The sequence below is a fragment of the Methylomonas koyamae genome (genome assembly GCF_006483455.1).
Classification (GTDB): domain Bacteria; phylum Pseudomonadota; class Gammaproteobacteria; order Methylococcales; family Methylomonadaceae; genus Methylomonas; species Methylomonas koyamae_B.
On the sequence record NZ_PPPU01000016.1, the window covers coordinates 271,684 to 283,206 of the forward strand.

The following is an 11,523-nucleotide window of genomic DNA, read 5'->3' on the forward strand; positions in this document are numbered from 1 at the left end:
CCGCAACAGTCCGGCTGTTACTGCTTTAACGGAATAACCATGCAAAATCATTTCCCTGTCTGGAAAAACACTCTGGTGCTGATCATCTTGCTGATCGGTACGATTTACGCGTTACCCAATATCTACGGTAACGACCCGGCAGTGCAACTGGCGTCCTCCACATCGGCACCGTTGCAGCAGAACCAGGCCGACGATGTTGCCGCGACGATTAAAAACGCAGGTTTCACGCTGAAAGCGTTCGAATTCGAGAACGGCAAAATCCTGGCCCGGTTTAACAACACCGACGAGCAAATGAAAGCCGCCGATCTGTTGCGCGAGCAATTGGCGGACAAAGCCACCGTGGCGCTGAATCTGGCCCCCGCTACGCCGGACTGGCTGCGTACTATGGGCGCGAATCCGATGCATCTGGGCCTGGACTTGCGCGGTGGCGTGCATTTCCTGTTGGAAGTGGACATGGACAGCGCCTTGAAGCAGGCGGAAGAACGTTACACCAACGACATCCGTACCGCGTTCCGCGACGCCAAAGTTCGTTACCAGTCGGTGACCAAAGAAGATCAAGGCATCAAAGTCGCGCTTCCGAACGAAGAATCGCGGGTTGCAGCGGCTGCAGTGTTGAACAAGGATTTCCGCAATCTGGCATTGGTGGAAAGCGGGCCGAACGAATTCACTCTGTCCATTCCGGAACGCGACCTGCGCGAGATCAAAAAATCCGCCCTGGGCCAAAACATCACCACGCTGCGTAACCGGGTTAACGAATTGGGCGTAGCCGAACCGATCATTCAGCAACAGGGCGACAGCCGTATCGTCGTTCAATTGCCGGGCGTACAAGACACCACCCGCGCCAAAGAGTTGCTGGGCACTACGGCGACCCTGGAATACCGTTTAGTCGACGTCGAACACGACGTGCAATCGGCTTTGAGCGGACACGAACCGGCCGGCAGCCGCTTATATAAAGATAAAAACGGCAATCCGGTGTTGTTGAAACGAGCCGTCATCGTCACCGGCGACCAGATCACCGACGCTTCGTCGGGTCTGGATCAGGACGGCCAGGCCGCAGTGTTCATTACCTTGGACGGCGCCGGCGCCAAGAAAATGGGCAAGATGACCCAGGAAAATATCGGCAAGCCGATGGCCGTGGTGTTTATCGAGTACAAATCCGAAACCCGAGTGGTTAACGGCGAAAAAGTCCAGCACAAGGAAAAAGTCGAGAAAGTCATCAGCGTCGCCACCATCCGCGACAGCTTCAGCAAGCGTTTCCAGACCACCGGCCTGGACAGCCCGGAAGAAGCCCGCACGCTGGCACTGTTGCTTAGAGCCGGCGCACTGGCGGCTCCGGTCGAAATCGTCGAAGAACGCACGGTCGGTCCGAGTCTGGGTCAGGAAAACATCGACCAGGGCATGATGTCGATCACCGCCGGCTTCCTCCTGGTGGTATTTTTCATGATCGGTTACTACCGCGCATTCGGTTTGATCGCCAATTTCGCACTGCTTTTCAACGTGGTGTTGCTGATCGCGATCATGTCGGTGCTGCAAGCGACGCTGACCTTGCCCGGCATGGCCGGCATCGTGTTGACAGTCGGTATGGCGGTCGACGCCAACGTCTTGATCAACGAACGGATTCGGGAAGAACTGCGTAACGGTTTGAGCCTGCAAGCCAGTATCTTTACCGGTTACGAAAAAGCTTTCGCCACAATTCTCGACTCCAACGTTACCCATTTTATTGTTGCGGTGCTGCTGTTCGGTTTCGGCACCGGTCCGGTGAAAGGTTTTGCGCTGGTGCTGATGATAGGCATCGCCACTTCGGTATTCACCGCTGTGACCGGCACCCGCATGTTGGTCAACTGGTTTTATGGCGGCGACCGCCGCGACGGCAGAGTATCCATCTAAGCGATCCACAGATATAGAGCTCGGACTGCCGAGAGCAGTCCTGGCCGCATTATTCGGCAGGGCGTTATTCAACCCCTGCCGGACGCGATATAATACGAAAATCTTTTCTTAACATTAGCCTACGGGAGTTAAACAATGGCAATCGAACGTACTTTCTCAATCATCAAGCCTGATGCGGTCGCTAAAAACGTGATTGGGGAAATTGTCAGCCGTTTCGAAAAAAACGGTCTGCGCATCGTTGCATCCAAAATGCTGCAACTGAGCCAAGAGCAAGCCGAAGGCTTCTACGCCGAACATAAGGAACGCGGCTTCTTCAAAGACCTGGTCAGCTTTATGACCTCCGGTCCGGTAATCGTGCAAGTGCTGGAAGGCGAAAACGCCGTGTTGAAAAACCGCGAGCTGATGGGCGCCACCAACCCGAAAGAAGCCGCGCCAGGCACCATCCGCGCCGACTTCGCGGTCAGCATCGACGAAAACGCAGTACACGGCTCCGATGCGCCGGAATCAGCAGCAAGAGAAATCGCTTACTTCTTCTCCGCCAATGAACTCTGCGACCGTATCCGCTAAACCGGATCCGATCAATTTGCTCGATTTCGACAGAAAGGGCCTGCAGGCCTTTTTTGTCGGACTCGGCGAAAAGCCGTTTCGCGCCACCCAGGTGTTGAAATGGATTTATCAGGAAGGCATCTCCAATTTCGATGAAATGACCAACCTGAGCAAGCCCTTGCGCGCTTACCTCAGCGAGCACTGCCAAATCAAAGCGCCGCAGATCGTCGCCGAACAATTGGCTAGCGACGGCACCTGCAAATGGGCGATGCAAATGCAGTGCGGCAACCGGGTCGAAACCGTGTACATTCCGGAAGAACGCCGAGCCACGTTGTGCATCTCGTCGCAAGTCGGTTGCGCACTGGCGTGCACCTTCTGCTCCACCGCCAAACAAGGTTTCAATCGCAATCTGTCGACCGCCGAAATCATCGGTCAGCTTTATTTGGCACAACAACGCCTCGGACCGGAACGCCGTATCACCAACGTGGTAATGATGGGCATGGGCGAGCCACTATTGAATTTCGACAACGTCGTGGCAGCGATGAATCTGATGATGGACGATTTCTGCTACGGACTGTCCAAACGCCGGGTAACGATCAGCACCTCCGGTATCGTGCCGGCAATGCAACGTTTGAATGCGGTGTGCGACGTCAGCATGGCGGTTTCCCTGCACGCGCCGAATGACGCATTGCGCGACCAGTTGGTGCCGATCAACGTCAAATACCCGCTGAAAGAACTGATGGAAGCCTGCCGAGCCTACGCCAAGACCGGGCCGCGCAAACACATCACGTTCGAATACGTCATGCTGGACGGCATCAACGACAGCGAAGCCGATGCGCATACACTGGTCAAATTGCTGAAAGACGTACCGTCCAAATTAAACCTGATTCCGTTCAATCCGTTTCCGCAATCCCATTATCGCTGCTCGGCGCAAAGCACAATTTTGAAGTTTCGCGATATTCTGCACAACGCCGGCATCGTCACCACGATCCGCAAAACCCGGGGCGAGGATATCGATGCGGCCTGCGGCCAGCTGGTGGGACAAGTGCAAGACAAGAGCCGCCGCCATCTTAAACTGCAAGCCCAGGAAGCCGCGCATGTCAGTTAAGTCTCTGGCGGGTGCAGTCCTCTGGCTGATGGTGGCCGGCGGTTGCGGCCTGCTGCCGACCAGCCGCGAAACCATGAGCTCCGCCGACAAGGCCAGGCTGAATTTACAGATGGGTGCCCGTTATCTCGACATGGGCATGCTCGATGTAGCCAGAGAAAAGCTGGAAACCGCAGTCCGCCTCGACTCCAGCAATGCTGAAATCCATAACACGCTGGCAGTATTTTACGAACGCATCAAGGACTACGACGCAGCCGACGACAGTTACCGTAACGCAATGCGCAAGGATCCGGAAAGTTTCAGCATCAAAAGCAATTACGGACGCTTTTTGTGTGACCGGGGCAAATACGACCAGGGATTCGAGTTACTGAACAACTCTTTGGAATCGCCGATGAACAACCGGCCCTGGTTTGCATTAACCAATTTGGGTTTATGTCATGTCAAACAGAACGACTTTCGCCAAGCCGAAACCTGTTTCCGTCAAGCGTTACAAACCCAGCCGGACTATGCGCCGGCATTGTTGGAAATGCAGCGTATCAGCTACCAGAACCAGCAGTTCATGTCGGCTAGAGCCTTCATGGAACGCTATTTGGGCGTCGCCAAGCACACACCGGAAAGCCTCTGGCTAGCATTCCAAACCGAACGCGCGCTCGGCAACGGCAAGCTGGCCGAAGAATACCGCGAGCAACTACTCGGCTCGTTCCCCGCTTCCAAAGAAGCACAACAAGTTAAAACCGCGATCAGCAAATAGTCCCGCAGTAAACCCATGGCAAAACAACAACAGGCCATTCAGGCCATCCGCGGCATGCACGACATTCTTCCCGAGCAATCGCCTTACTGGCAATGGCTCGAAGGCCAGGCTCGCCAGGTATTGGCCGGATACGGCTACCAGGAAATTCGTCTGCCCATCGTCGAAAAAACCGAATTATTCAAACGCTCGATCGGCGAAGTCACCGACATCGTCGAAAAGGAAATGTATACCTTCGAAGACCGTAACGGCGATTCGTTGACATTACGCCCGGAAGGCACCGCTGGCTGCCTGCGCGCCTGCCTCGAACACGGCCTGTTGCACAACCAAAGCCACCGCTTGTGGTATTACGGCCCGATGTTCCGCCACGAGCGCCCGCAAAAAGGCCGCTACCGCCAGTTTTACCAATTGGGTGTCGAGACTTACGGCATGCCGGGCCCGGATATCGATGCCGAAATGGTATTGTTGACCGACCGTTTGTGGAAACGCCTGGGTATTCGCGACATGGTGGAGTTGCAAATCAACTCGTTGGGCACCAGCGAGGAGCGATTGGCTTACCGCGGCACACTAGTCGAATATTTCAAACAACATTTAAGCCTGCTGGACGAAGACAGCCTGCGCCGGCTGGAGACCAACCCACTACGCATCCTGGACAGCAAGAATCCGGAAATGCAGGCAATGCTGCAACAAGCGCCGGTACTACTGGAACATTTGGGTGCGGAAAGCCTGGCCCATTTCGACAGCCTGAAAGCAACGCTGGACGATTTGGGTATCGTCTACACCATCAATACCCGACTGGTGCGCGGCCTGGATTATTATGGCAAAACCGTTTTCGAATGGGTCACCGAACGACTCGGCTCGCAAGGCACCATCTGCGCCGGCGGCCGCTACGACGGATTGATCGAGCAATTGGGCGGCAAAGCCAACCACGCGATCGGTTTTGCGATGGGTATGGAACGCATACTGGCGTTGTTGGAGTTGCTGGAAACGGTTCCGGTGGAAGCCAGCGTCGACGTATACATGATCCGGGTCGGCGGTGAGGCCGAAGCCGCCGGCATGCGCCTGGCGGAATCCATCCGCGATCAATTGCCGCATTTGAAGTTACAAGTCAATTGCGGCGGCGGCAGCTTTAAAAGTCAATTCAAAAAAGCCGACAAATCCGGAGCGGAGTACGCCATCGTCATTGGCGACGACGAGGCCGCCCGCGGCGAAGTGGCGTTGAAGCCCTTGCGCGCCGATCAGGAACAACGCACGCTCGACCATAACCAACTCCTGCAAGCTCTGCGGGACTGGCATCAACCCAAATCCCTGTAACCTGGAAAGATAAGAGAAAGCACCGTGGCAATTTACGATACTGAAGAAGAACAACTGGAACAGTTGAAAAAATGGTGGGAGGCCAACCAAACATCGCTGATCGTCGGCGTGGCCACGGCGCTGGTATTGGTCGCCAGCTGGAATATGTGGCAAAACCACCAGACCAGCCAGCGTAGTCAGGCGTCGCAAATGTACCAGCAGATGCTGGAAAGCGCCGCCAAGGACAATAGCGAATCGACTGAAAAGCTGGCCGAACGCCTTCCGACCGAGTTTGCTTCCACTGCCTACGCCAATTACGCCCACCTGCAACTGGCCAAAGTCAAAGTGCAGAAAGGCGATCTGGAAGGCGCTAAAGCCGTTCTGAAACAGGCAATCCAGACCGCGGACAGCGAACCACTGAAACACGTAGCCCGCCTGCGTTTGATCCAGCTGATGCTGGCCACCGGCCAATACGAGCAAGGACTGCAACTGATCGCCGAAGTCGACCCGGCCAAAGCCGAAGGCTTCTCGGCCAGCTACGACGAATTGCAGGGCGATCTGTACGTCGCATTGGACCGTATCGACGAAGCGCGCAGCGCTTACCAAAGTGCGATCAGAACCGGTCAAGCCACGCCGCTGACTCAATTCAAATTGGACGACGTCGCCGCGCCTGCGGTTGCGCCGACTGCCGCCAATTAACGCTGTTGAACACGATTTCGTTTAGGCCATGCAAATAAGGAAAGCCAGATACCTGACCATCGCCACCCTGCTCGCCGGCCCGCTGGTATTGGGCGGATGCGCCGGCCTGGATGCCGGTCGGGATTTCATCTCCGGGATAACGGACTATGTAATGGGCGACGACGATAATGCGGATCCGCCGGCCGCACTGCAGGAATACACCCCGGAACTGCAACTGGAAACGGTCTGGAAGGAATCGGTGGGTACCGGCGCCGACGAAAAGTATCTGAAGTTGATCCCTGCTGTGGCCGACGGTACGGTTTACGCCGCCGATTATAAAGGCCATCTGCAGGCGCGCAACGCCGCCAGCGGCAATCTGGCCTGGGAAACCGATACCGAATACAGTTTCTCCGCCGGGCCCGGCTTGGGCGTGAATACTGTGGTGATGGGCACCAACACCGGCGAAGTCATCGGCTTCGATCGAGCCAGCGGCGAACAGCGCTGGAAAACCGACGTGCCCAGCGAAGTCCAGGCCACTCCGGTAGTCAGCCGCGGCACGGTGATTATCCGTACCACCGACGGTAAAATCATGGCTTTGCGCGAAAGCGACGGCGGATTGCTTTGGACTTCCGAACACAGCGTTCCCGCTTTGAGTATCCGCGGAGCCGGTACGCCGCTTATCATTGACGGCAACGTCATTGCCGGCGCCGCTAACGGCAAACTACAAGCCTTACAACTCACAGACGGCAAAGCGGTTTGGGAAGCCACCATTGCGATTCCCAGCGGCCGCTCCGAAGTCGAACGATTGGTCGATCTCGACGCCGATCCGGCCGCCAGCCGCGGTGCAATCTATGTCGCCAGTTTTACCGGCGGCGCTTCCTCGGTTTCCGAAATCGACGGCGACGTGTTGTGGCGCAATGAAGCCGTGTCGTCCTATACCGGACTCAGCCTGGATTACCGATACATTTATGTCAGCGATACCCAAGGCGACGTTTGGCAGCTAGACCAACGCAGCGGCGCTTCGTTGTGGAAACAAAAGGATCTGCATAACCGTCACCTTACCGCACCGGCGGCTTACCAAAGTTATGTCGTGGTCGGCGATTTCGAAGGCTACGTCCATTGGCTGTCGGTGACAGACGGCCGCCAATTGGCGCGAACCCAAGTCAGCAAAGCGGCGATTGAGGCCAAACCGGTAGTCGTGGACGACACTGTTTATATATATGCCAAAGACGGCACCCTCGCTGCGTTAAAGGCCCGATAATTCGATGTTACCCGTTATTGCTCTAGTAGGCCGACCCAACGTCGGCAAATCCACCCTGTTCAATTACCTGACCCGTAGCCGCGAGGCGCTGGTGGCCGATTATCCGGGCTTGACCCGGGACCGCCAATACGGCCGGGTCAAACGCGGCGAGCGCGATTGCCTGGTGGTCGACACCGGCGGTATCACCGACGACCAGGAAGGTATCGACGCCTTCGCCAAGAAGCAGGTCGAAATTGCATTGCAGGAAGCCGACGTCGTGTTCTTCATGGTCGACGCCCGCGACGGCATCAATGCCTCCGACGAAGCGATCGCCGATATGCTGCGCAAGCTCGGCAAACCGGTGGTATTGGTCGTCAACAAAATCGACGGTATCGACAGCAATACGGTCACCCACGATTTTTACAGCCTGGCGCTCGGCGAACCGGTGCCGATTGCCGCCAGCCACGGCCGCAACGTGCACGAATTGTTGGGTCGGATCGACGAGTTGTTGCCGCCCCAAGCTGAGGAGATTCAGGAAGAAGATCCCGGCATCGCCATCGCCATCGTCGGCCGCCCCAACGTCGGCAAATCGACGCTGGTCAACCGTTTACTCGGCGAAGAACGCGTCGTGGTGTTCGACGAAGCCGGCACCACTCGCGATAGCATTTACATCCCATTCGAACGCGACGGCAAGAAATTCACGCTGATCGACACCGCCGGCATGCGCCGCCGCTCCCGAGTGGCATTGACCGTGGAAAAGTTCAGCATCATTAAATCACTGCAAGCGATCGAAAAAGCCCATGTCGTGATCTATTTGATCGACGCCCGCGAAGGCGTTACCGACCAGGATGCGCATATTCTGGGGTTGGTATTGGAAGCCGGCCGCGCATTGATTATCGGACTGAATAAATGGGATGGCCTTAACGCCGAGCACCGCGAGTTCGTCAAAAAGCAAATCGAAATGAAGCTGTCGTTTCTGGACTTTGCCGAAAAACATCCGATTTCGGCCTTGCACGGCAGCGGCGTCGGCAAATTGTTCGATGTCGTGCACAGCCTTTACGACTCGGCGATGGTCGATATGTCGACGCCGTTATTGACCCGAATCCTGACCGACGCGCTGGCGGCGCATCAACCGCCGCTGGTCGGCGGCCGTCGGATCAAATTGAAATACGCCCACCAGGGCGGGCGCAATCCGCCGGTGGTAGTGATTCACGGCGTACAGACCGATGCCCTGCCCGGCGCCTACAAACGCTATTTGATGAACTATTTCCGCGACCAACTGCAATTGAAAGGAACGCCGGTGCGCTTGGTATTCAAATCGCCGGAAAATCCGTTTCAAGGCCGAAAAAACCCGCTCAGCGACCGGCAGATCAAAAAACGTAAGCGTTTGATCGACTTCAGCAAGCGAAAGAAATAAAAATAGTAACCGCTACAGGAGCCCAGAATGGCAACCATCACCTTCCAAGGCAAACCCATCAACACCGTCGGCGATTTACCGGCCGTCGGCAGTCCCGCCCCGGACTTTCTGCTTACCAACCGGAAAATGCAGGATGTCGGCTTGGCCGAATTTGCCGGCAAACGCAAGGTATTCAATATCGTACCGAGCCTGGACACCCCGACTTGCGCGGCGTCTACCCGCAAGTTCAACGAAAAAGCGGCTCATTTACCGAATACCGTGGTGCTGGCCGTATCGGCAGACCTGCCGTTCGCTCAAGTCCGATTCTGCGAAATTGAAGGCATCAAACATGTGGTGCCGCTGTCCACGTTTCGCTCCAGTTTCGCCCACGACTACGGCGTCGAGTTGTTGGATAGCATTTTGGCCGGACTAACGGCACGCGCAATTGTCATTATCGACGAACATAACACGGTCATTTACACCCAGCTGGTCAACGAAATTGCCGACGAACCCGATTACTCCGCGGCGCTGGCAACCCTAAATTAGAAGCTTTAAAAAGCGGCCCATGGGAAATTTCAAAGAACTATCGCAATTCATTAAAATTCGGTAGCCTAAGCCCAATATTGTTAACTTAAGGTTTAGAACGGAACTTTATCTTTCTCAGATTTATCTCAAGCCAAGATATCCGTGCGGCTTTGTTTCGGATATTTGAAGACACACTGTACCAATCGTTGCCATCAAACTAAGGACGAAATAACTCAACGGGCTTATCGATTACTGTTTTTCCCTATGGAGCGCACTGCCAAAAAAGTAGTTGCGGCTCGAGGAACCCAAGGTAGTGCTAGCAATGAATAGCGAATTCTCGGCTCGGCGTCGAACAGTACGCCGCCAACAGGAACGACGAACCAACCCGTACCCATTCAATTCGGAAGAATGGATTGCCTTCATTCAGCAACAATATTTACTGTGGCCCAAGTACGAACGCCGTATGGGCGAACGCCGGGTTGCCGAAAGACGCGAGACCGACCGCCGAGCAGGATTGCGAAAGGAATCTGAAGACGTCATTTTCCAGCGTACCCGCTGGTTTTCCGCGGAAACCATCCTGAACGACGATGAGAAACAAATGATCCAGGAATTGTTTGCGGAGGAAGAATAGTGCTACGGCTCGGCTCGAATGTCGGCGGGATGCCTGACAATCACGTAGAAGCGGTCTCTGGAACGCTTTACCCAGCCACGCACCTCGACGTTTTTTCCAATATAACTTTCCAAGGCTATAAATAACGGCAAGGAACTTGGCTCGATGGAGACCGAGACCTTATCGCTGAATAACAAATAACTATGCTTTACCGTTTGTTTGAACGAAATTATCTTGCCGGTCACCCGTTTCCATCCTTGGTAATTTGACTGATCCAACCGCTCAACGGGAGTTGGGCTATAGGCCGCATCGGACCATACACCAATATTGCCGCGTTCCGCTTCCTCCTGCGCGGCCAGCAATTCGTTAACATATCTCAGGTTTGGCGGGTGAATATTGACAGTCGCTAATCCCGCTTCACCAACTCGACGTTGATCAATTGTTTATTTTCGTTAAATACATAAGCCAGAGTACGTTGATATTTATCCTGTTTTTCCACATCGCCCTGCAGGAATACCTTTCGTTGTTCCAGCTTAAGCCGCAACCATTGTTTGGCCTGTTCACCTCCAGCTTCCGCGGATTTGATGCGGCCAGCGATTTCCGGCGTATTTATACCTAACAACCTAACTTTGCGGCCGTCATCTAATAGAATAGTATCGCCATCAAACACCTTCTCAACCCGGTAGTAGCTTATCCCCGGATCAATATGCATTACTTGGGCATCTTCATGATGCCGATCCGAGAAATGGCTACGGCCGTGAACGTCTGTCCAACGATAGACTTCGGCGCCAGCAATTACTGGCACCAGTAACGCGAGCACGGACCAACACCCAATTTTTATTGTTTTACGCATACTATGGATATGTCTACTAACCAACAGATAATCGCTGCGACTGAAGCGTGGATTAAATCATTCGTAATAGCCTACAACATTTGTCCCTTTGCAAATCGAGAGCAGCAGCGTAACAGCATTCGTTATCGAGTAGAAAATGGCAATAACGTCGAATCTTGCCTGAACGCGGTTATACAAGAATGCATGCATCTCGATACTCACTCAGAGACAGAAACAACCTTGCTAATTATCACCAGACAGCTCGACAACTTTTACGACTATCTGGACGTATTGGCAATTGCCGAGCAATTATTGATTGATCAAGGATACGAGGGAATTTATCAAATAGCCAGTTTTCACCCGCATTATCGGTTTGCCGATAGTGGCGAAAACGATCCCGATAACTATACGAATCGATCACCGTACCCAATGTTGCATCTAATTCGAGAAAGCAGCATCGAAAGCGCCTTAGCTTCATATCCTGATCCGGCAAGAATACCGGAACGGAATGTGAAGTTGACTAGACAATTAGGCCTAAAGAAACTGCAAAACATTCTTCGCGACTGCCTTGAATCAACTACTTCGGAATGAGCCGCAGAAAGTGCCAAGTGTTACAGTAGAATTGTGTGAGAAGAGTCTAGGCAAAAAAAAAGCCCGTCTGAG

13 protein-coding genes are annotated in these 11,523 nt (G+C 54.4%); 11 read left to right on the forward strand and 2 right to left on the reverse strand.

Annotated features, from left to right (window positions below):
- Positions 1 to 39 precede the first annotated feature (39 nt).
- The 10 genes from secD (at position 40) to C2U68_RS10375 (ending at position 10,049) form a co-directional block, all read left to right on the forward strand.
- The gene (gene secD / locus C2U68_RS10330) at positions 40 to 1,887 is read left to right on the forward strand and encodes a protein translocase subunit SecD (protein ID WP_140912398.1); all 1,848 of its coding nucleotides are present in this window, start codon (positions 40 to 42) and stop codon (positions 1,885 to 1,887) included.
- Positions 1,888 to 2,022: 135 nt separating this feature from the next.
- Positions 2,023 to 2,454 carry a nucleoside-diphosphate kinase gene (ndk, locus tag C2U68_RS10335; protein ID WP_140912399.1) on the forward strand — a complete coding sequence of 144 codons (432 nt, stop codon included), beginning with the start codon at positions 2,023 to 2,025 and terminating at the stop codon, positions 2,452 to 2,454.
- Positions 2,429 to 3,541, forward strand: coding sequence for a 23S rRNA (adenine(2503)-C(2))-methyltransferase RlmN (gene rlmN, locus C2U68_RS10340; RefSeq protein ID WP_140912400.1), 1,113 nt, complete (start codon positions 2,429 to 2,431; stop codon positions 3,539 to 3,541). The genes ndk and rlmN overlap by 26 nt, the downstream gene beginning before the upstream one ends.
- Positions 3,531 to 4,289, forward strand: a complete 759-nt coding sequence (gene pilW / locus C2U68_RS10345; RefSeq protein ID WP_140912401.1) for a type IV pilus biogenesis/stability protein PilW — start codon at positions 3,531 to 3,533, stop codon at positions 4,287 to 4,289. The genes rlmN and pilW overlap by 11 nt, the downstream gene beginning before the upstream one ends.
- 15 nt (positions 4,290 to 4,304) lie before the next feature.
- Complete coding sequence (hisS, locus tag C2U68_RS10350; RefSeq protein WP_140912402.1) at positions 4,305 to 5,600, forward strand: histidine--tRNA ligase; 1,296 nt, start codon at positions 4,305 to 4,307, stop codon at positions 5,598 to 5,600.
- A gap of 24 nt (positions 5,601 to 5,624) precedes the next feature.
- Entirely contained in the window at positions 5,625 to 6,278 is a 654-nt protein-coding gene (locus C2U68_RS10355; protein ID WP_140912403.1) for a YfgM family protein, read from the forward strand.
- Between the two features lie 28 nt (positions 6,279 to 6,306).
- Complete coding sequence (gene bamB / locus C2U68_RS10360) at positions 6,307 to 7,518, forward strand: outer membrane protein assembly factor BamB (RefSeq protein ID WP_140912404.1); 1,212 nt, start codon at positions 6,307 to 6,309, stop codon at positions 7,516 to 7,518.
- Positions 7,519 to 7,522: 4 nt separating this feature from the next.
- Positions 7,523 to 8,914, forward strand: coding sequence for a ribosome biogenesis GTPase Der (gene der, locus C2U68_RS10365; RefSeq protein WP_140912405.1), 1,392 nt, complete (start codon positions 7,523 to 7,525; stop codon positions 8,912 to 8,914).
- A gap of 27 nt (positions 8,915 to 8,941) precedes the next feature.
- A complete protein-coding gene (gene tpx / locus C2U68_RS10370) occupies positions 8,942 to 9,439 on the forward strand; it encodes a thiol peroxidase (RefSeq protein WP_140912406.1) in 498 nt (165 codons plus the stop codon).
- Positions 9,440 to 9,740: 301 nt separating this feature from the next.
- Positions 9,741 to 10,049, forward strand: a complete 309-nt coding sequence (locus tag C2U68_RS10375; protein ID WP_140912407.1) for a hypothetical protein — start codon at positions 9,741 to 9,743, stop codon at positions 10,047 to 10,049.
- A gap of 2 nt (positions 10,050 to 10,051) precedes the next feature.
- Here C2U68_RS10375 and C2U68_RS21590 read toward each other — a convergent pair whose 3' ends face one another.
- The gene (locus C2U68_RS21590; protein ID WP_260839297.1) at positions 10,052 to 10,390 is read right to left on the reverse strand and encodes a hypothetical protein; all 339 of its coding nucleotides are present in this window, start codon (positions 10,388 to 10,390) and stop codon (positions 10,052 to 10,054) included.
- Positions 10,391 to 10,434: 44 nt separating this feature from the next.
- A complete protein-coding gene (locus tag C2U68_RS21595; RefSeq protein ID WP_260839298.1) occupies positions 10,435 to 10,848 on the reverse strand; it encodes a thermonuclease family protein in 414 nt (137 codons plus the stop codon).
- 42 nt (positions 10,849 to 10,890) lie between these two features.
- Between C2U68_RS21595 and C2U68_RS10385 the strand changes: the two genes are divergently transcribed.
- Complete coding sequence (locus C2U68_RS10385; RefSeq protein ID WP_140912408.1) at positions 10,891 to 11,451, forward strand: DUF1415 domain-containing protein; 561 nt, start codon at positions 10,891 to 10,893, stop codon at positions 11,449 to 11,451.
- Positions 11,452 to 11,523: the final 72 nt, after the last annotated feature.

Bases quoted from the DNA above. Each gene is read 5' to 3' on its own strand.
- rlmN (WP_140912400.1), top strand. From the start codon at position 2,429: ATGAACTCTGCGACCGTATCCGCTAAACCGGATCCGATCAATTTGCTC.
- tpx (WP_140912406.1), top strand. From the start codon at position 8,942: ATGGCAACCATCACCTTCCAAGGCAAACCCATCAACACCGTCGGCGAT.
- hisS (WP_140912402.1), top strand. From the start codon at position 4,305: ATGGCAAAACAACAACAGGCCATTCAGGCCATCCGCGGCATGCACGAC.
- C2U68_RS10385 (WP_140912408.1), top strand. From the start codon at position 10,891: ATGTCTACTAACCAACAGATAATCGCTGCGACTGAAGCGTGGATTAAA.
- pilW (WP_140912401.1), top strand. From the start codon at position 3,531: ATGTCAGTTAAGTCTCTGGCGGGTGCAGTCCTCTGGCTGATGGTGGCC.
- C2U68_RS10375 (WP_140912407.1), top strand. From the start codon at position 9,741: ATGAATAGCGAATTCTCGGCTCGGCGTCGAACAGTACGCCGCCAACAG.
- bamB (WP_140912404.1), top strand. From the start codon at position 6,307: ATGCAAATAAGGAAAGCCAGATACCTGACCATCGCCACCCTGCTCGCC.
- secD (WP_140912398.1), top strand. From the start codon at position 40: ATGCAAAATCATTTCCCTGTCTGGAAAAACACTCTGGTGCTGATCATC.
- der (WP_140912405.1), top strand. From the start codon at position 7,523: ATGTTACCCGTTATTGCTCTAGTAGGCCGACCCAACGTCGGCAAATCC.
- ndk (WP_140912399.1), top strand. From the start codon at position 2,023: ATGGCAATCGAACGTACTTTCTCAATCATCAAGCCTGATGCGGTCGCT.